We start from the raw sequence: 18,380 nt of genomic DNA on the forward strand, positions 1-18,380 counted from the left end.
CCAAGGGAATTCAGTTAAGCACCGCCCATTGGCCGAACAAAGTGTCATACCTGCCTAAATGTCGGCGCTTTCGCCTTGCCCCGAACAGAGTACCCGGCGATAGAGCGCCGCTTGCAGATCCTCGAATTTCACCGGTTTGCTCAGGTAATCGACCAAGGCTCCCGTCGGGCAGCGCTCCCGATCGGCGCTCACGGCAATCACGAACACCGGCAACTCGGCACAGCCCGGCAAGGCGCGGATCTGGCAGCAAAGGGCGGTGCCATCCAGCGTCGGCAACTGACAATCGAGCAGCACCGCGTCGAAGGTTTCTCGCTGCAAGAGATCGAGCGCGGCCGCGCCGCTGTCGGTGGCGCGCACCCGAAACCCGAGCTTGAGCAACATGCCACGCATCACCAATTGATTGATGCTGTTGTCATCCACCAGCAGCACCGTGCAGTCCTGTGGCAATCGAAGACGCGAAAACTCGCGGGTCATCAAGGGCACTGCCGGCCGCTCGACCACGGGCAGTTCGAATTCGACGTCCAACTGGAAACGGCTACCGCTGCCGGGCTCGGATCGATGGGTCAGGCGCCCGCCGAGCAATTCGACCAGTTGCCGGCAGATCGCCAGGCCTACGCCCAGGCCGCCGTATTCACGGGTCATCGAGCCGTCGAGTTGGAAGAAGCGCTGATACATCGTCGCCTCTCCCAGATCGGTGAAGCCGATACCGGTGTCGATCACCGCAAACGACAGCGACATCCGACCGTTTTCCACCGGTTTGCCCGTCACGCGAAGGGCCAGCCCGCCGACCCGGGTGAATTTGATGGCGTTGTCCAACAGGCATTCCAGGCATTGCGCCAGCTTGACGCTGTCGCCGTTCAAGCGATCCGGCAAGCCCGGCGACACTTCCACTTTGAAGTCCAGCGACTTGCTTGAAGCATTGCCCTCGAACTGGGCGCGCAAGGTCTCGACCACGCCGCGCAGGCTGAACGTTGCCGAACTGACTTTAAGCTTGCCAGCCTGCAATTCGGTCAGGGTCAGGATGCCGTTGACCATGCGCATCATGTCCCGCGCGGAACCGGCGGCGGTTTGCTGGTATTGCTCCAGCTCCGGGTCCATCTCGACGGTCTGCATCAATTCAAGCGAACCGATCACACCGTTCATGGGCGTGCGCAATTCGTGGGTCAGGGTGGCGAGGAATTCGTCCTTGAGCTTGTTGCTGTGGGCCAGTTGCTGGTTCAGCACTTCGAGCTTTTGACCGGCATCGAACAGCGTCTGCGCCTGCTGCTCGCGCATGGCGTTGATGCGGTCGGCCAGCGCCAGAGACAGCAGCGCCACTTCAATGGCCGAACCAATCTGGCTGGAATACATGGTCAGGAACACGTTCGGCAGGTAACCCAACACCATCATCGTGTTGACAATGCCACCGAGCAGGAAAGTCGACCAAGCGATGATGAAATACCGTGCCACCCGCAGGCCACGCAGCCAGGCGCACAGCCCGGCGATAAAAATCACCACGGTGAAGACCAACGCCAAGGCGGTTGCCAGGCGCAAGGCCAGGGCGTAACTGGCCATCAACGACAACCCGACCACCACCGCACTGAACGCCACCAGCGCCAACAGCAAACGGTCGAGCCAGCGACTGTGGCTGGCCGTCTGCAAGAAGCTGCGGGCGAACTGGCTGCCGAACAGTCCGGCGCACCCGATGAAGAACGGCGTCGCGGCGTTGGCCCACCACGGATTGTCCGGCCAGAAATACTCCACGGCTGCGCCGTTCACTGACAGCTGATACAGGCCGAAGGAAGCGATGTAGAAGATGTAATAGAGGTAGCTGGTGTCGCGCACGCTGAGGTAGATGAACAGGTTGTAGACCAGCATCCCCAACAACACGCCATAAATCAGCCCCAGCACATAAAGGCGGACCGGCTGTTCTTCGAGGTAAGCGGTGCTCGACCACAAGGTGACGGGCGCCTGGATCGACCCTTCGCTTTGCAGGCGCAAGTACACGGTTTGCGTCTGGCCAGGGGTGAAATTCAGATCGAACAGGTAGTTGTTCTGGCGGAGCTCGCGACTGGCAAACGGCAACGCATCGCCTGTTTGCCGGGCCAATCGATACTCACCGCCAGCATCAGGCAAATAGAGATCGAGGTGATCGAGGGGCGGATAAGCCAGTTCCAGCAGCCAGGTCCGTTGCGCCGCCGGGTTCGACGGACGGTAATGCAGATCGATTTTCAGCCAGAACACCGAACGCGAATAACCGGCGTTGAGGGTGGCTTTATCGTGGGGCTTGAAGTTACCGGCCGCGGCTTGCGCACGGACATCGGCGATGGTCGCCTGACCGCCAGCGTCTTCGTACACCTGCAGGGTTCGGCCCAGGGGAAGGCTCTGGGTGAATTCATCGAATTCGACGGCGCTCGCCATGAGGGGCAAGCACAACAGCAACATCAGCAAATAGCGCATTTAAGCCCCAGCGTGGCCTGTCCGGTTATCTCAGGAAGCCCCTCATTCCCTTTGAGTAGACGTAAAACCGGCATTACCTGTTATTGGTTTGGATCCACTCTAGCATAGCCGTTGATGGCCATTGAGCACCATTGAAATATTTCCTGCGAAGGCTCTAGTACGGGCGTTCCAGCGGCATGATTGGAGCCGATTTATATATACGGCCAGCCTGTGACAATGCATCGGCCGTTTCACACATTCCTGTAGCAAGTCACTCTCATGACTCGTTGGTCGACTGGTGGTAAGCTCGCGCACCATGAATATCTACAGCTCTCGCCCCGTTGTCCTCTGTCTCTCCGGCCACGACCCAAGTGGTGGCGCCGGCTTGCAGGCAGATATCGAAGCCCTGCTCGCCCAGGGTTGTCATGCGGCCCCGGCCGTCACCGCCCTGACCGTGCAAGACACAGTCAACGTCACTGACTTTCGCGTGCTCGACCGAGAGTGGGTGCTGGCCCAGGCCAACGCCGTGCTCAACGACTCCGAAGTCGCTGCCGTGAAACTGGGCATGCTCGGTTCCCTGGAGATGGTCGACACCGTCGTCGAACTGCTCTCGGCGCACCCGCATTTGCCGGTGGTCTGCGACCCGGTGCTGCGCGCCGGTGGCGGCGGACGCCTGGGCAAGGATGAAGTCGGCTACGCCATGCGCGAGCGCCTGCTGCCCCTGTCCATCATCGCCACCCCCAACCTGCCCGAAGCCCGCATCCTCGCCGAACTGCCCGAAGGCACCGCGGACGAGTGCGCTGAAAAACTCCTGCCGTTCGTCAAGCACCTGCTGATCACGGGCGGCCATGGCGACGAACACGAAATCCACAATCGCCTGTACAGCCGCGATGGCCACCGCGAAACCTTTACTTGCCAACGCTTGCCCGGCAGTTATCACGGTTCCGGCTGCACCCTGGCCAGTGCCCTGGCCGGTCGCCTGGCCCAGGGTGAACATCTCGCCAGCGCCGTGCAGACCGCGCTTAACTACACTTGGCGTACCCTGCGGGATGCGGAGCAGCTGGGCAAAGGCCAGTTCGTGCCGCGCCGTCTGCCGCTGGATTTCTGTTCGTAACTGTCCATGCGTAAAGCAAAAAGGATTGTCCGATGAAGCTACGTGGCTTGTACGCCATTACTGATAGCCAGCTGCTGGCAGGTAAATTTCTTTCGTATGTAAAAGCGGCGCTGGACGGCGGCGTTACTCTGCTGCAATACCGCGACAAAAGTAGTGACGATGCCCGGCGTCTGCGCGAGGCCGAATCCCTGCGCAGCTTGTGCGAACTCTACAAGACCCAGCTGATCATCAACGATGACTACGAACTGGCTGCGCGCCTTGGTGTCGGTTTGCACCTGGGCCAGACCGACGGTCCGCTGATGCCGGTTCGCGCGCTGCTCGGTCGTCAGGCGATCATCGGTTCGACCTGCCACGCGCAACTCGAACTCGCCGAGCAAGCCGCCAAAGAAGGCGCCAGTTACGTCGCCTTCGGTCGTTTCTTCAATTCCAATACCAAACCCGGCGCACCGACCTGCAGCCTCGAACTGCTCGACCAGGCCCGCAGCAAACTGCACCTGCCGATCTGTGCGATTGGCGGCATCACCCTCGAAAACGCCGCCCCGCTGGTGGCCCACGGGGTCGACTTGCTGGCGGTGGTGCATGGCCTGTTTGGCGCCGAGAGCACGGCTGAAGTGACACGTCGCGCCCGCGCCTTCAACGAATTACTGAAAATCTGATTTGAGAGCCCGATCATGTCTCGTTCCGAAACGCTGTTTGCCAATGCCCAGAAACACATCCCCGGTGGCGTGAACTCGCCTGTTCGCGCGTTCAAAAGCGTGGGCGGCACACCGTTGTTCTTCAAACACGCCGAAGGCGCCTACGTCACCGACGAAGACGACAAGCGTTACGTTGACTACGTCGGTTCCTGGGGCCCGATGATTCTCGGCCACAGCCACCCAGACGTGCTGGACGCAGTGCGTAAACAGCTTGAGCACGGATTGTCCTACGGCGCCCCAACCGCGATGGAAACCGAAATGGCCGATCTGGTCTGCTCGATCGTACCGTCGATGGAAATGGTGCGCATGGTCAGTTCCGGCACCGAAGCGACCATGAGCGCCATCCGTCTGGCCCGTGGTTTCACCGGTCGCGACAACATCATCAAGTTCGAAGGCTGCTACCATGGTCACTCCGACAGCCTGCTGGTCAAGGCCGGCTCCGGCGCTTTGACCCAAGGCGTGCCGAGCTCGGCCGGTGTGCCGGCGGATTTTGCCAAGCACACCCTGACGTTGCCGTTCAACGACATCGACGCGGTCGAAGCCATGCTCGCCGACGTCGGCCAGGACGTGGCCTGCATCATCGTCGAGCCGGTTGCCGGCAACATGAATTGCGTACCGCCAGCGCCAGGTTTCCTCGAAGGCCTGCGGACCCTGTGCGACAAGCACGGCGTGGTGCTGATTTTCGACGAAGTGATGACCGGTTTCCGTGTTGCCCTCGGCGGCGCACAAGCGCACTTCGGCGTGACGCCGGACCTGAGCACGTTCGGCAAGATCATCGGTGGCGGCATGCCGGTCGGCTGTTTCGGCGGCAAACGTGAAATCATGTCTCACATCGCGCCACTGGGCCCGGTCTATCAGGCTGGCACCTTATCGGGTAACCCGCTGGCGATGGCGGCGGGCCTGACGACGTTGCGTCTAATCAGCCGTCCCGGTTTCCACGACGAGCTGAGCGACTACACCAGCCGCTTGCTCGATGGCCTGCAACAGCGCGCAGATGCCGCGGGCATTCCGTTCGTGACTACTCAGGCCGGCGGTATGTTTGGTCTGTACTTCAGCGGTGCCGACGACATCGTGACCTTCGATGATGTGATGGCCAGCGACGCCAAGCTGTTCGGTCGCTTCTTCCACTTGATGCTCGAAGGCGGCGTGTACCTGGCGCCAAGCGCTTTCGAAGCCGGCTTCACCTCGATCGCTCATGGCGAAACCGAGCTGAAACTGACGCTGGATGCCGCCGAGCGTGCATTCGCCGCATTGAAATAACGCTGTGCCGCTGACGTTGGCGATTGCCAGCGTCAGCTTTCACCTGGATTTACACCCTTATTCCTGTGCTTCTGCTAATAATCCCCCGTAAATGGGGCGATATATTCCCCGCGCAGCAGAAAAACGAGTAAAGACTTTGTAAGGTTGGCCCTGCTTATTTCATAATGCGCGCTTATTGGATCCCCTCGATGGGTCCGCGCGCCCTTCAGAGGTAAGTCGATTCCCATGAACCGCACCGGCCGCGCCCTTGCACTGGGCTGCCTGTTGCTCCTTCAGCCCCTGCTCGCGCTCGCACAAGCAGGCGGCAACTCGTTGTTAATCCCAGCGATGGGTCGCTGCACCCTCAATACTCAGCCGCAAGACCTGACGCAAGCGCTCGCTGCCTGCCAGAAAGCGTCGGATGAAGGGGATGCGCAAGCGCAATACGAGTTGGGTGAGTTCTATTACGACGGCAAAAACACCCCGCGCGACCTCAAGATAGCCCTCGGCTATTTCGAAAAGGCCTCGCTGCAAGGCCATGCCCAGGCGCAATTTAAACTCGGCACCATGTTCTTTCACGGCGAAGGCGTGCCGGCCAATAACGTTCAGGCGTATATCGTGCTGAAAATGGCCGCGGTCAACGGTGCTGAAGATGCGCTGGATACGGCGGATGAAGTGGCCGAGAAGATGCCGCGCGAAGATCTTGAAGTCGCTACCCAGGTGCTTGGGCAAATCTTTCGCAAATACCTGATGGAATTGCAGAGCGCCGACGGGCGCACGCCGTTTTCGCCGCTGCCTTAAATCTTCTTCGACCCTTCTGACGCCTTCGCGGGCAAGCCTCGCTCCTACAGGTATGCGTCGTTTTCACGGCGTGCATTAAACCTGTAAGAGCGAGGCTTGCCTGCGAAGGGAGCGACTCGGTCTTACTTATCAGGCATCGGCATCGGAAACGGCATGACATTGCCGACCGCGCCGCGGGCTTCGCTGATTTTCGGTGTGCCGAGGCGTTCCACTTCGTCGATGCGCACAATCGAATGCATCGGCACAAAACTGCGCACAACGCCTTCGAACTGAGCTTTCAACTTTTCTTCGCTCGGGTCGACGACCACTTGCGTGCGCTCGCCAAAGACGAACTCTTCCACTTCCAGGAAGCCCCACAGATCACTTTGATAGATCTGCTTGGCATACATTTCGTACACCTGGCCCTGGCTGAGGAAAATCACCTTGTAGATTGGGGCTTCACGTTTGGTCATGGTGGGCGGGCAACACATTGGGGATAAAAATGAGGGCGCGAACTATAGCATAGCCACCGGACGCACAGCGGTAGGAACCTGGGGACATGTTCCCTATAATGCGCGGTTCTTTGAATCACGTGATGACTCTGTCCATGGCCAAGAAGCTTTACATCGAAACCCACGGTTGCCAGATGAACGAGTACGACAGCTCGCGCATGGTCGATCTGCTGGGCGAACATCAGGCCCTGGAAGTGACCGCTCGCGCTGAAGACGCCGACGTGATCCTGCTCAACACCTGCTCGATTCGTGAACGCGCTCAGGACCGGGTGTATTCCCAACTCGGCCGCTGGCGCGAACTGAAACTGGCCAACCCGGACATGGTGATTGCCGTCGGCGGTTGCGTGGCCAGCCAGGAAGGCGCTGCCATTCGCGACCGCGCACCGTATGTCGACGTGGTCTTCGGCCCGCAAACCCTGCACCGCCTCCCGGAAATGATCGACGCCGCGCGCGCCACCAAGCTGCCGCAAGTCGACGTCTCGTTCCCGGAAATCGAAAAATTCGACCATTTGCCCGAGCCGCGCATCGATGGCCCGAGCGCTTATGTGTCGGTCATGGAAGGCTGCAGCAAATACTGCACCTTCTGCGTGGTGCCTTATACCCGCGGCGAAGAAGTCAGCCGGCCGTTTGATGACGTGATTGCCGAAATCATGCACCTGGCCGAAAACGGCGTGCGCGAAGTGACGCTGCTGGGCCAGAACGTCAACGGCTATCGCGGGACGACGCACGATGGACGTTTGGCCGACCTGGCCGAGCTGATCCGTGTGGTGGCCGCCGTCGATGGCATCGACCGGATCCGCTATACCACCTCGCACCCGCTGGAGTTCTCCGACAGCCTGATCCAGGCCCACGCCGATGTACCGGAACTGGTGAAACACCTGCACTTGCCGGTGCAATCGGGTTCAGACCGCATTCTCTCGGCGATGAAACGTAACCACACCGCGCTGGAATACAAATCCAAACTGCGCAAGCTGCGGGCTGCTGTCCCAGGAATCTGCATCAGTTCGGACTTCATCGTCGGCTTCCCGGGCGAGACCGAGAAAGACTTCGAACAGACCATGAAGCTGATCGAGGACGTCGGTTTCGACTTCTCCTACTCGTTCGTCTACAGCCAGCGCCCGGGCACCCCGGCCGCAGACTTGGCCGACGAGACGCCGGAAGAACTGAAGAAAGAACGGCTGAACGCGCTGCAACATCGTCTGAACCAGCAAGGTTTCGAGATCAGCCGACAAATGGTCGGCTCGATTCAGCGGATCCTGGTCACCGATTACTCGAAAAAAGACCCCGGCGAGCTGCAAGGCCGGACCGAGAATAACCGGATCGTCAACTTCCGCTGCGACAATCCGACCTTGATCGGCCAGTTCGCCGACGTGCACATCGACGCCGCGCAACCGCACTCGCTGCGGGGCTCGCTGATCCAATGACACCGCATAACCTGTGGTTGTCGGGCTTTTGTGGCGAAGGGGCTTGTCGGAACGCCGCATCGCCCCGTTGGATCGCGAAGCGGTGCCGAGTATTTACGACTGCTTCGCAGCCGAACGGGGGCAAGCCCCCTCGCCACAGGTTAAGCACCAAAATCCGGCATCTTATTTAAGAGCTTTCGCACCCAGCCCACTGGCGTTATCCTTGATTTCATCTTAATTGCCCCAGGGCGGCTAAATACGACCTTGAACGCACCCATAGAACCACATCGCTTTATCCTCGAGCCCTTTGAGGCCCGTCGCTTCGCCAATCTGTGCGGGCAATTCGACGAGCATCTGCGCTTGATCGAACAGCGCCTGACCATCGAGATCCGCAACCGCGGAAACCAGTTCGAGCTGATCGGTGAGCCCAAACACACCACCTCCGCGGAAAATCTGATTCGCCGCCTGTATCGGGAAACCAAGGGTACCGAGCTGTCGCCGGACACGGTTCACCTGTTCCTGCAGGAATCGGCCGTCGAGGAGCTGGACAACGTCTCCCCGTCCGAACCCTCCGTCGCCCTGCGCACCAAAAAAGGCATGATTCGCCCTCGCGGCTTGAATCAGCTGCGCTACGTGAAGGAAATCCTCGGCAACGACATCAATTTCGGCATCGGCCCGGCCGGTACCGGCAAGACCTACCTGGCCGTAGCCTGCGCAGTCGATGCGCTGGAACGCGAGCAGATTCGCCGCATTCTGCTGGTGCGCCCGGCGGTTGAAGCGGGCGAAAAGCTCGGCTTCCTGCCCGGCGACCTGTCGCAGAAGATCGACCCGTACCTGCGCCCGCTCTACGACGCACTCTACGAGATGCTCGGTTTCGAATACGTCGCCAAACTGATCGAACGCCAAGTGATCGAAGTTGCGCCACTGGCCTACATGCGCGGTCGCACGCTGAACAACAGTTTCATCATCCTCGACGAAAGCCAGAACACTACCGTCGAACAGATGAAGATGTTCCTGACCCGTATCGGCTTCGGCTCCACGGCCGTCATCACCGGTGACATCACCCAGGTCGACTTGCCGAAAGGCACCAAGTCCGGGCTGCACCATGTGATTGAAGTGCTCAAAGACGTGCCGGGTATCAGCTTCACCCATTTCATGCCCAAGGACGTTGTGCGCCATCCATTGGTGCAACGCATCGTCGAAGCCTACGAGCGCTTCGAGAATCGCGCGGCAGACGAAACACTAAAGGACAGTCGCCGCGATGCTTGAGCTTGATCTGCAACTGGCTACCCAAGCGTCTTCCCCCAGCGAAGCCGAGTTCCGCCAATGGTGCGAACTGGCCCTGCGCCAGCGCACCGCCGACTCTGAAATGACCATCCGCCTGGTCGATGACGAAGAGGCCCGCGAGCTGAACCACACCTGGCGGCAGAAGGATTACGCCACCAACGTCCTGTCGTTTCCTGCGGATGTACCCGACGAGTTTCTCGACATCCCGCTGCTGGGCGATCTGGTGATTTGCGTGGCCGTGGTCGAGCGCGAAGCCGCCGAGCAAGGCAAGGAACTAAAGGCCCATTGGGCGCATCTGGTGATTCACGGCTGCTTGCATCTGTTGGGTTACGACCATATAGATGACGAGGAAGCCGAAGAAATGGAAGCACTGGAACGAACGTTGCTTGCCGAGTTGGGCTATCCCGACCCTTATGCGGACGACGAAACAGACACAACCCCTATCGTTACAACAAAGGATTCAGAGTAATCGCTATGAGCGAAGATCGATCGAGCAACGGGCAAAAGTCTTGGCTGGGTAAGCTCACCCAGGCTTTTGCCCACGAGCCGAAGAACCGCCAGGAGCTGCTGGAGCTGCTGCGCGACGCACACCAGAACAAACTGTTGGACAGCGAAGCGCTGGCCATCGTCGAAGGCGCCATCCAGGTCGCTGACCTGCAAGTACGGGACATCATGGTCCCGCGCTCGCAGATGATCAGCATCAAGGCGACCCAGACACCTCGCGAGTTCCTGCCTGCCGTGGTCGACTCGGCCCACTCCCGTTACCCGGTCATCGGCGAAAGCCACGATGACGTGATGGGCGTGTTGCTGGCCAAGGACTTGCTGCCATTGATCCTCAAGGAGAATGGCGACAGCTTCAACATCAAGGATCTGCTGCGCCCGGCCACCTTCGTGCCCGAGTCCAAGCGTCTGAATGTGCTGCTGCGCGAGTTCCGCGCCAACCACAACCACATGGCCATCGTTATTGACGAATACGGCGGCGTGGCAGGCCTGGTGACCATCGAAGACGTGCTGGAACAAATCGTCGGCGACATCGAAGACGAGCACGACGTCGAAGAAGACAGCTACATCAAGCCGCTGCCCAGCGGTGACTTCCTGATCAAGGCCCTGACGCCGATCGAGAACTTCAACGAGTTCTTCGACAGCGAATTCTCCAACGACGAGTTCGACACCGTTGGCGGCCTGGTGATGAGCGCGTTCGGGCACTTGCCAAAACGCAACGAAATCACTGAAATCGGCCCTTATCGCTTCCGCATCCTGAACGCCGACAGCCGTCGGATTCACTTGCTTCGCCTGACGCCTATTGCTCGGTAAAAACTAAGGATAGAAATGCGCTGGATAACCCGCCCCGGCTGGCCCGGTAACCTGCTGGCCGTGGCGGCCGGTGCACTCACAACCCTGGCCCTGGCGCCGTTCGATATCTGGCCGTTGGCGTTGCTGGCGGTTGGTTTCTTCTATGCCGGCTTGCGCGAACTGAGTCCCCGTCAGGCCCTGGGCCGAGGCTGGTGTTTCGGTTTTGGCCTGTTTGGCGCCGGTACCAGCTGGATCTATTACAGCATTCACCATTTCGGCGGCGCGTCGGTGCTGCTGGCCGGTTTCCTGATGCTGATCTTCACGGCCGCGATTGCCTGGTTTTTCGCCCTGCCCGCCTGGATCTGGGCGCGCTGGCTGCGTCGCAACGAAGCGCCGCTGGCGGATGCCTTGGCGTTTGCCGCGCTGTGGGTCGGCCAGGAAGCCTTTCGTGGCTGGTTTCTCACCGGTTTCCCGTGGCTCTACTCCGGTTACAGCCAACTCGACGGCCCATTGACCGGGCTCGCGCCCGTCGGCGGAATGTGGCTGATTTCCTTCACCCTGGCCCTGACGGCGGCGCTGATCTACAACGCCATGCGCCTGGTACACACAGGCCGTAAAGGCTTTATCGCCGCCGGTGTATTGCTGCTGGTCGGCCCCTGGGTGGCCGGCATGGCGCTGAAGGAACACGCCTGGACCAGCCCGGCGGGCCCGGCGCTGAGCGTTGCTGCCCTTCAGGGCAATATCGAACAAAGCATGAAGTGGGACCCGGCGCAGCTCAACGCGCAACTGGCGCTGTACCGCGACATGAGTTTCAGCTCCAAACGGGTCGACCTGCTGATCTGGCCGGAAACGGCCGTCCCGGTGCTCAAGGAGTCCGCCGAGGGCTACCTGAACATGATGGGGAATTTCGCCGCCGAGCGTAAATCTGCGCTGATTACCGGCGTACCGATCCGCCAGGAAGTCCGACACGAGAAGCGCTTCTTCAACGGCATCACCGTCCTCGGTGAAGGCGATGGCACTTATCTCAAGCAGAAGCTGGTGCCGTTTGGCGAATACGTTCCGTTGCAGGATGTGCTGCGTGGGCTGATCGCGTTCTTCGACCTGCCGATGTCCGACTTTGCCCGCGGCCCGGCTGACCAGGCCATGCTGCAAGCCAAGGGTTATCAGATCGCGCCATTCATCTGCTACGAAGTGGTTTACCCGGAGTTCGCCGCCAGCCTGGCGGCCCGCAGTGATTTGCTGCTGACCATCAGCAACGACACCTGGTTCGGCACCTCCATCGGTCCGCTGCAACATTTGCAGATGGCGCAGATGCGCGCGCTGGAGGCGGGCCGCTGGATGATCCGCGCCACCAACAACGGCGTGACCGGCCTGATCAACCCGTTCGGGCAGATCACGGCGCAGATCCCGCAGTTCGAACGCGGCATCCTGTACGGCGAAGTCGTGCCAATGCACAACCTGACGCCTTACCTGCAATGGCGCTCGTGGCCGCTGATCATCGTTTGCGTGTTGTTGTTTGGTTGGGCGCTGGTGGCGAACCGGATGGCCAAAACGGTCTGAGACTGGCGTGCTTTTGTGGCGAGGGGGCTTGTTCCTGCTGGGTCGCGCAGCGCCCCCAAAATAGGACTGCTGCGCAGTCCAGCGGGAGCAAGCTCCCTCGCCACAGGTTTTCGCTCGACATAACTATCGATAAAACATCGAATACCCGATCTGCCCCACCGCCTCATTAAACAACTGCCCGCTCTGCCAGATCGATTTGAACTCCGGCATCCAGCCACCCAGCGGCCGGGCATTGTCCGCGCCTAAAAACCCCACCGGCGCTGGCACCACTTCAAATCCCGCCTGCTGAAAGCTCCAGACCGATCGCGGCATGTGCCAGGCCTGAGTCACCACCACCACCCGCTTGATGCCCTGCGGCAACAACACCTCGGCGCTGAACTGCGCGTTCTCCCACGTCGTGCGGCTGCGCCCTTCCTGCCAGCGCACGGTCACGCCGAAATCATCGAGCAACGAATCCGCCATCAACTTCGCTTCAGTGGGCGGCGTACCGTAATGCAGGCCGCCGCTGGTGAGAATGGGCAAGCCGGAAGCCTTGGCCAGGCGTGCCGCATACCGCTCGCGCTCCAGACCAACGCCCGTCGGCTGATCAGCCCCCCAGGCAATATCGCCACGCTCACGCCCCGAACCCAACACCACAATCGCATCCGCACGCTGGCCCAAGGTGGCCCATTCCTCGCGCGCCAGTGGCGGCTCACTTTCCAGGGCCTTGGCGCCCCACTGCACCACCACCGGCAAACTCATTAACAAGAAGCCGCCGAAACCCAAGGCAAAGCACACGCCCGCGAGCCGCGGCCTTGAGCGGCGCAACCACCACGCAAGCATCAGCAGCAGTAAAAGAATGCCGGGCGGTAACAGAAGTTGTTTCACGAAATAACGAAAAGGCATCGAGCATCTCCATAAGATGCCCGAAGCCTAAGTGGGTTGACGCAATGCGACAACAAATGCGGAAGGACTATGCTTTAAAAACCATGGGTCATGGCGTGCAGCCGTTACTTGAATTGCAGAGACCGGACCTTTTCCGTGCCCCTGCCAGGCGCCTTGTCCTTGAGCCAGATGATCTTGGCCGAACGTGGTGCGTCGAGTTGCTTCACTGCTGCGGACAAGCATCCGTGCGTCTCACGTTCACTGCGATCCAGATAGGCTTTGACCAGTGCAAACTCTGCGGGGCTCAACCCACGCAGTTCCAGCTCCAGGGGACGCTCATCGCGTAGCCGGTCAGCGGTTTTTGCAGCGTCCAGGGCCATCCCCAGACGATCGATCAGTCTTTCGTACAGCTGCGGTTTCGTGACTTTTTGCTGTGACTCAACCATCCCTCACCTCATTGAAGATAAGACTCGCTCCCCATTTAGAGCTTAGCTTCCATGAACAAACCGGCTGGATGCCGCGACAAACGGCCCTCGCGGCGGTTTTCGCAAGACGCGCGGCAGTAATCAGGGTTTCCCTCGGTAGAGTGCGGTCATGTATGCTACGGCGCTTCCTGTAACTCCACTTCCAGCTCGTTCGGGCACCGAAACGCCGATTTGGCGTCGTCACCGTCCAACGTTGCATTGAAGAGGATTAGGCCACCCCTATTCAGTTCAAAAGTAGCCATGCACGAACAATATCAGCCCCGTGAAATCGAAGCCGCCGCCCAGTCGTTCTGGGACGAGCAAAAGTCCTTTGAAGTCAGTGAACAGCCAGGCAAGGAGACGTTCTACTGCCTGTCGATGTTCCCTTACCCCAGCGGCAAGCTACACATGGGGCACGTGCGCAACTACACCATCGGCGACGTGATCTCCCGCTACCAGCGCATGCAAGGCAAGAACGTCCTGCAACCCATGGGCTGGGACGCCTTCGGCATGCCGGCGGAAAACGCCGCGATGAAGAACAACGTAGCGCCCGCCAAGTGGACCTACGAAAACATCGCCTACATGAAAAACCAGCTGCGCAGCCTGGGCCTGGCGGTGGACTGGTCCCGCGAGGTGACCACCTGCAAGCCCGACTACTACCGCTGGGAACAATGGCTGTTCACTCGCCTGTTCGAAAAAGGCGTGATCTACAAAAAAAGCGGCACCGTGAACTGGGACCCGGTCGACCAGACCGTCCTGGCCAACGAACAGGTGATCGACGGTCGCGGCTGGCGTTCCGGCGCGCTGATCGAAAAGCGCGAAATCCCGATGTACTACTTCAAGATCACCGCCTACGCGGATGAGCTGCTGGAGAGCCTTGACGAACTGACTGGCTGGCCTGAACAGGTCAAGACCATGCAGCGCAACTGGATCGGCAAATCCCGCGGCATGGAAGTGCAGTTCCCGTACAACGTCGATTCCATCGGCGAAACCGGCGCGCTGAAAGTCTTCACCACCCGTCCGGACACGCTGATGGGCGCGACCTACGTTGCCGTGGCCGCCGAACACCCTTTGGCCACCCTGGCCTCGCAGAACAATCCCGAGCTGCAAGCGTTCATCGCCGAATGCAAGGGCGGCAGCGTTGCCGAAGCCGACGTCGCCACCCAAGAGAAAAAAGGCCTGCCGACCTCGCTGTTCGTCGAGCACCCGCTGACCGGTGAGAAACTCCCGGTGTGGGTCGCCAACTATGTGCTGATGCACTACGGCGACGGCGCGGTGATGGCTGTACCCGCTCACGACGAACGTGATTTCGAGTTCGCCACCAAGTACAACCTGCCGATCAAGTCCGTGGTGCGCACCAGTTCCGGTGAAACCAACCCAGCCCCATGGCAGGACGCTTACGGCGAACACGGCACGCTGATCAACTCCGGCGAGTTCGACGGTCTGGATTTCCCAGGTGCGTTCGACGCCATTGAAGTCGCGCTGATCAAGAAAAACCTCGGTGCCTCGCGCACTCAGTTCCGCCTGCGCGACTGGGGCATCAGCCGTCAGCGCTACTGGGGCTGCCCGATCCCGATCATTCACTGCAACACCTGCGGTGACGTGCCGGTCCCGGAAGATCAATTGCCAGTCGTGCTGCCGGAAGATGTCGTGCCGGACGGCGCGGGGTCGCCTCTGGCGCGCATGCCTGAGTTCTACGAGTGCGCTTGCCCGAAATGCGGCGCACCGGCCAAGCGTGAAACCGACACCATGGACACCTTCGTCGAGTCCTCGTGGTACTACGCCCGATACGCCTCGCCGCACTATGAAGGCGGTCTGGTGGAAAAATCGGCGGCCGATCACTGGCTGCCGGTGGATCAATACATCGGCGGTATCGAACACGCGATTCTGCACCTGCTCTACGCGCGTTTCTTCCACAAGCTGATGCGCGACGAAGGCCTGGTGAGCTCCAACGAGCCGTTCAAGAACCTGCTGACCCAGGGCATGGTGATCGCCGAGACTTACTATCGTCGCGAAGCCAACGGTGCTTACACCTGGTTCAACCCGGCAGACGTTGAACTCGAACGCGACAGCAAGGCCAAGGTCATCAGCGCCAAACTGATCGCAGACGGCCTGCCGGTGGAAATCGGCGGCACCGAGAAGATGGCCAAGTCGAAGAACAACGGCGTCGACCCACAGTCGATGATCGACCAGTTCGGCGCCGACACCTGCCGCCTGTTCATGATGTTCGCCTCGCCTCCTGACATGAGCGCGGAATGGTCCGACTCTGGCGTCGAGGGTTCGCACCGTTTCCTCAAGCGCGTCTGGCGCCTGGCTCAAGCCCACGTCACTCAGGGCCTGCCGGGCAAACTGGATGTCGCCAGCTTGAACGACGAGCAAAAAGCCATTCGCCGTTCGATCCACCTGGCCATCAAGCAGGCCAGCCACGACGTCGGCCAGAACCACAAATTCAACACCGCCATCGCCCAGGTGATGACGCTGATGAACGTGCTGGAAAAAGCCGCGCAAGCCACCGAACAGGATCGCGCACTGGTTCACGACGGCCTGGAAGCCGTGACGTTGCTGCTGGCTCCGATCACCCCGCACATCAGCCACGAGCTGTGGCATCAATTGGGTCACGCTGACCCGGTGATCGACGCCGGCTGGCCGGTGGTGGACAACACCGCGCTGGTGCAGGACAGCCTGACGCTGGTCATCCAGGTCAACGGCAAGCTGCGCGGCCAGATCGAAATGCCGGCCACCGCGACTCGCGAAGAAGTCGAAGCCGCTGCCCGGGTCAACGAGAACGTGCTGCGCTTCGTCGACGGCCTGACTATTCGTAAAGTGATCGTAGTGCCTGGGAAACTGGTCAATATCGTCGCCAGCTAAAATTGGATCAGGCGCCAGGTGAGCCTGGCGCCGAGTAAAACCTTTCGGGCCGCACGGTCGGCCCACATGGTTTCAAGGGGAGCAACAAGATGATCAAACGCAATTTGCTGGTGATGGGCCTCGCAGTCCTGTTGAGCGCCTGCGGTTTCCAACTGCGCGGCACCGGCACCAATGAACTGGCGATCAAGGAGCTCGATCTGAGCGCCCGCAACGCCTACGGCGAAACCGTGACGCAACTGCGTCAGGTACTGGAAAGCAGCGGCGTCAAGGTTTACACCGGAGCACCGTACAAGCTTGTGTTAACGGATGAGCAGGAAAGCCAGCGCATCCTCAGCTACGCCGGTGCCGGCCGCACAGGCGAGTATCAGGTGACCACCGTGTTGAACTATGACGTCCGTGGTGCACAAAACCTGCCACTGCTGAGCGACAAGCTCGAAGTGCAGAAGATCTTCATCCACGACGGCAACAACCTGGTGGGTTCCGACCAGGAAGCCAGTACGGCTCGCACAGAAACCCGTCGCGAACTGGTTCAACGCATGATGCTGCGCCTGTCACAGCTCACGCCGACTCAGTTGGACCAGCTGCAACAGACCGCCGACGCCAAGGCAAAAGCCGAAGCCCAGGCGCTGGAAGCTGCACAGAAGGCTGAAGCGGAAACCCCGCGTCAGTCGCCTATCGAAATTCCGCAGCAATAAGACTTACGGGGCGCTCAGGCGCCCCGTTCGCCCTCTCTTATGAAACTCGCCCCCGCCCAACTCGCTAAACACCTGCAAGGTGCCCTCGCGCCGGTCTACGTCATCAGCGGCGATGACCCGCTGCTGTGCCAGGAAGCCGCCGATGCCATTCGTGCCGCCGCTCGCCAACAGGGTTTTGACGAACGCCAGGTCTTCGCCGCCGACGCCAGTTTCGACTGGGGAACGTTGCTGCAAGCCGGCGCGAGCATGTCGCTGTTCGCCGAAAAGCGCCTGCTGGAACTGCGTTTGCCATCCGGTAAACCCGGCGACAAAGGTGCTGCTGCATTCATCGAGTACTGCTCGCGCCCGGCCGAAGACACGGTGCTGCTGATCAGCCTGCCCAAGCTGGATGGCAGTGCGCAGAAGACCAAGTGGGGCAAGGCGCTGGTCGAAGGACAGCAGACGCAGTTCGTGCAGATCTGGCCGGTGGATGCCAACCAATTGCCGAGCTGGATTCGTCAACGGCTATCCCAGGCCGGGCTTTCCGCCAGCCAAGACGCCGTGGAACTGATTGCCGCGCGGGTCGAGGGCAACCTGCTGGCCGCCGCCCAGGAAATCGAAAAACTTAAGCTGATGGCCGAAGGTGGCCAGATCACCGTTGAAACCGTGCAAGCGGCGGTGGCCGACAGTGCGCGCTTCGATGTGTTTGGCCTGACCGACGCGATTCTCAACGGCGAAGCCGCCCATGCCCTACGCATCCTCGAAGGGCTGCGCGGTGAAGGCGTCGAACCTCCCGTGATTCTTTGGGCGCTGGCCCGGGAACTGCGCCTGCTGGCCAACCTGTCGCTGCAATACAGCCAGGGCGTGCCGCTGGACAAAGCCTTCAGCCAGGCCCGACCGCCGGTCTGGGACAAGCGCAAACCGCTGATGAGCAAAGCCCTGCAACGCTACCCGGCGCAACGCTGGGCGCAGTTGTTGCTGGAAGCTCAGCGCATTGATGCGCAGATCAAGGGCCAGGCTGCCGGGTCGCCGTGGATGAGTTTGAGTCGGTTGTCGTTGTTGATGGCGGGCCAGAGATTGTCGCTACCCGCGGAGTAAGCTTTTTGTGGCGAGGGAGCTTGCTCCCGCTGGGTTGCGACGCGACCCCGTTTATCCCTGAACGCAGGGGACTGCTGCGCAGTCCAACGGGAGCAAGCTCCCTCGCCACAG

The 18,380-nt window shown here is 60.5% G+C and carries 16 protein-coding genes; 12 read left to right on the top strand and 4 right to left on the bottom strand.

Going from position 1 to position 18,380, the window contains the following annotated elements:
- Window positions 1-54: 54 nt before the first annotated feature.
- Window positions 55-2,439 (bottom strand): hybrid sensor histidine kinase/response regulator, encoded by a 2,385-nt coding sequence (locus ACA075_RS26620; protein WP_497296235.1) that lies wholly within the window; start codon window positions 2,437-2,439, stop codon window positions 55-57.
- Between the two features lie 295 nt (window positions 2,440-2,734).
- On the opposite strand from ACA075_RS26620, the gene ACA075_RS26625 reads away from it, so the two are divergent.
- The 4 genes from ACA075_RS26625 (at window position 2,735) to ACA075_RS26640 (ending at window position 6,267) form a co-directional block, all read left to right on the top strand.
- The gene (locus ACA075_RS26625) at window positions 2,735-3,532 is read left to right on the top strand and encodes a hydroxymethylpyrimidine/phosphomethylpyrimidine kinase (RefSeq protein ID WP_219096044.1); all 798 of its coding nucleotides are present in this window, start codon (window positions 2,735-2,737) and stop codon (window positions 3,530-3,532) included.
- A gap of 32 nt (window positions 3,533-3,564) precedes the next feature.
- On the top strand, window positions 3,565-4,188 hold the full coding sequence (gene thiE, locus ACA075_RS26630) for a thiamine phosphate synthase (protein ID WP_497296236.1): 624 nt from the start codon (window positions 3,565-3,567) through the stop codon (window positions 4,186-4,188).
- A gap of 15 nt (window positions 4,189-4,203) precedes the next feature.
- Window positions 4,204-5,487 carry a glutamate-1-semialdehyde 2,1-aminomutase gene (gene hemL / locus ACA075_RS26635; protein WP_497296237.1) on the top strand — a complete coding sequence of 428 codons (1,284 nt, stop codon included), beginning with the start codon at window positions 4,204-4,206 and terminating at the stop codon, window positions 5,485-5,487.
- 225 nt (window positions 5,488-5,712) lie between these two features.
- A complete protein-coding gene (locus tag ACA075_RS26640; protein WP_109635106.1) occupies window positions 5,713-6,267 on the top strand; it encodes a tetratricopeptide repeat protein in 555 nt (184 codons plus the stop codon).
- Between the two features lie 122 nt (window positions 6,268-6,389).
- On the opposite strand, the gene ACA075_RS26645 is transcribed toward ACA075_RS26640, so the two are convergent.
- The gene (locus ACA075_RS26645) at window positions 6,390-6,719 is read right to left on the bottom strand and encodes a DUF1820 family protein (protein ID WP_497296238.1); all 330 of its coding nucleotides are present in this window, start codon (window positions 6,717-6,719) and stop codon (window positions 6,390-6,392) included.
- Between the two features lie 134 nt (window positions 6,720-6,853).
- Here ACA075_RS26645 and miaB point away from each other — a divergent pair, with 134 nt between their 5' ends.
- The 5 genes from miaB to lnt all read left to right on the top strand — a co-directional run bounded on the left by miaB (window position 6,854) and on the right by lnt (window position 12,301).
- Complete coding sequence (miaB, locus tag ACA075_RS26650; RefSeq protein ID WP_219096040.1) at window positions 6,854-8,182, top strand: tRNA (N6-isopentenyl adenosine(37)-C2)-methylthiotransferase MiaB; 1,329 nt, start codon at window positions 6,854-6,856, stop codon at window positions 8,180-8,182.
- Window positions 8,183-8,425: 243 nt separating this feature from the next.
- Window positions 8,426-9,430: a PhoH family protein gene (locus ACA075_RS26655; protein ID WP_497296239.1), complete on the top strand. Its 1,005-nt coding sequence runs from the start codon at window positions 8,426-8,428 to the stop codon at window positions 9,428-9,430.
- Window positions 9,423-9,917, top strand: a complete 495-nt coding sequence (ybeY, locus tag ACA075_RS26660) for an rRNA maturation RNase YbeY (RefSeq protein ID WP_497296240.1) — start codon at window positions 9,423-9,425, stop codon at window positions 9,915-9,917. Before ACA075_RS26655 ends, ybeY begins: the two co-directional genes overlap by 8 nt.
- 5 nt (window positions 9,918-9,922) lie before the next feature.
- On the top strand, window positions 9,923-10,762 hold the full coding sequence (locus tag ACA075_RS26665; protein WP_109635113.1) for a CorC family transporter: 840 nt from the start codon (window positions 9,923-9,925) through the stop codon (window positions 10,760-10,762).
- Between the two features lie 15 nt (window positions 10,763-10,777).
- On the top strand, window positions 10,778-12,301 hold the full coding sequence (lnt, locus tag ACA075_RS26670) for an apolipoprotein N-acyltransferase (RefSeq protein ID WP_497296241.1): 1,524 nt from the start codon (window positions 10,778-10,780) through the stop codon (window positions 12,299-12,301).
- Between the two features lie 123 nt (window positions 12,302-12,424).
- Here lnt and ACA075_RS26675 read toward each other — a convergent pair whose 3' ends face one another.
- Entirely contained in the window at window positions 12,425-13,186 is a 762-nt protein-coding gene (locus ACA075_RS26675) for a YdcF family protein (protein ID WP_497296242.1), read from the bottom strand.
- Window positions 13,187-13,290: 104 nt separating this feature from the next.
- The gene (locus ACA075_RS26680; RefSeq protein WP_094470479.1) at window positions 13,291-13,611 is read right to left on the bottom strand and encodes a hypothetical protein; all 321 of its coding nucleotides are present in this window, start codon (window positions 13,609-13,611) and stop codon (window positions 13,291-13,293) included.
- A gap of 279 nt (window positions 13,612-13,890) precedes the next feature.
- Between ACA075_RS26680 and leuS the strand changes: the two genes are divergently transcribed.
- The 3 genes from leuS (at window position 13,891) to holA (ending at window position 18,269) form a co-directional block, all read left to right on the top strand.
- Window positions 13,891-16,497, top strand: a complete 2,607-nt coding sequence (leuS, locus tag ACA075_RS26685; RefSeq protein WP_497296243.1) for a leucine--tRNA ligase — start codon at window positions 13,891-13,893, stop codon at window positions 16,495-16,497.
- Window positions 16,498-16,586: 89 nt separating this feature from the next.
- A complete protein-coding gene (locus ACA075_RS26690) occupies window positions 16,587-17,192 on the top strand; it encodes an LPS-assembly lipoprotein LptE (RefSeq protein WP_497296244.1) in 606 nt (201 codons plus the stop codon).
- Window positions 17,193-17,231: 39 nt separating this feature from the next.
- Window positions 17,232-18,269: a DNA polymerase III subunit delta gene (holA, locus tag ACA075_RS26695; RefSeq protein WP_010467374.1), complete on the top strand. Its 1,038-nt coding sequence runs from the start codon at window positions 17,232-17,234 to the stop codon at window positions 18,267-18,269.
- Window positions 18,270-18,380 lie beyond the last annotated feature (111 nt).

The organism is Pseudomonas sp. LBUM1663 (genome assembly GCF_059695905.1).

Bases quoted from the DNA above. Each gene is read 5' to 3' on its own strand.
- ACA075_RS26620 (WP_497296235.1), bottom strand. From the start codon at position 2,439: ATGCGCTATTTGCTGATGTTGCTGTTGTGCTTGCCCCTCATGGCGAGC.
- ACA075_RS26625 (WP_219096044.1), top strand. From the start codon at position 2,735: ATGAATATCTACAGCTCTCGCCCCGTTGTCCTCTGTCTCTCCGGCCAC.
- thiE (WP_497296236.1), top strand. From the start codon at position 3,565: ATGAAGCTACGTGGCTTGTACGCCATTACTGATAGCCAGCTGCTGGCA.
- hemL (WP_497296237.1), top strand. From the start codon at position 4,204: ATGTCTCGTTCCGAAACGCTGTTTGCCAATGCCCAGAAACACATCCCC.
- ACA075_RS26640 (WP_109635106.1), top strand. From the start codon at position 5,713: ATGAACCGCACCGGCCGCGCCCTTGCACTGGGCTGCCTGTTGCTCCTT.
- ACA075_RS26645 (WP_497296238.1), bottom strand. From the start codon at position 6,719: ATGACCAAACGTGAAGCCCCAATCTACAAGGTGATTTTCCTCAGCCAG.
- miaB (WP_219096040.1), top strand. From the start codon at position 6,854: ATGGCCAAGAAGCTTTACATCGAAACCCACGGTTGCCAGATGAACGAG.
- ybeY (WP_497296240.1), top strand. From the start codon at position 9,423: ATGCTTGAGCTTGATCTGCAACTGGCTACCCAAGCGTCTTCCCCCAGC.
- ACA075_RS26665 (WP_109635113.1), top strand. From the start codon at position 9,923: ATGAGCGAAGATCGATCGAGCAACGGGCAAAAGTCTTGGCTGGGTAAG.
- lnt (WP_497296241.1), top strand. From the start codon at position 10,778: ATGCGCTGGATAACCCGCCCCGGCTGGCCCGGTAACCTGCTGGCCGTG.
- ACA075_RS26675 (WP_497296242.1), bottom strand. From the start codon at position 13,186: ATGCCTTTTCGTTATTTCGTGAAACAACTTCTGTTACCGCCCGGCATT.
- ACA075_RS26680 (WP_094470479.1), bottom strand. From the start codon at position 13,611: ATGGTTGAGTCACAGCAAAAAGTCACGAAACCGCAGCTGTACGAAAGA.
- leuS (WP_497296243.1), top strand. From the start codon at position 13,891: ATGCACGAACAATATCAGCCCCGTGAAATCGAAGCCGCCGCCCAGTCG.
- ACA075_RS26690 (WP_497296244.1), top strand. From the start codon at position 16,587: ATGATCAAACGCAATTTGCTGGTGATGGGCCTCGCAGTCCTGTTGAGC.
- holA (WP_010467374.1), top strand. From the start codon at position 17,232: ATGAAACTCGCCCCCGCCCAACTCGCTAAACACCTGCAAGGTGCCCTC.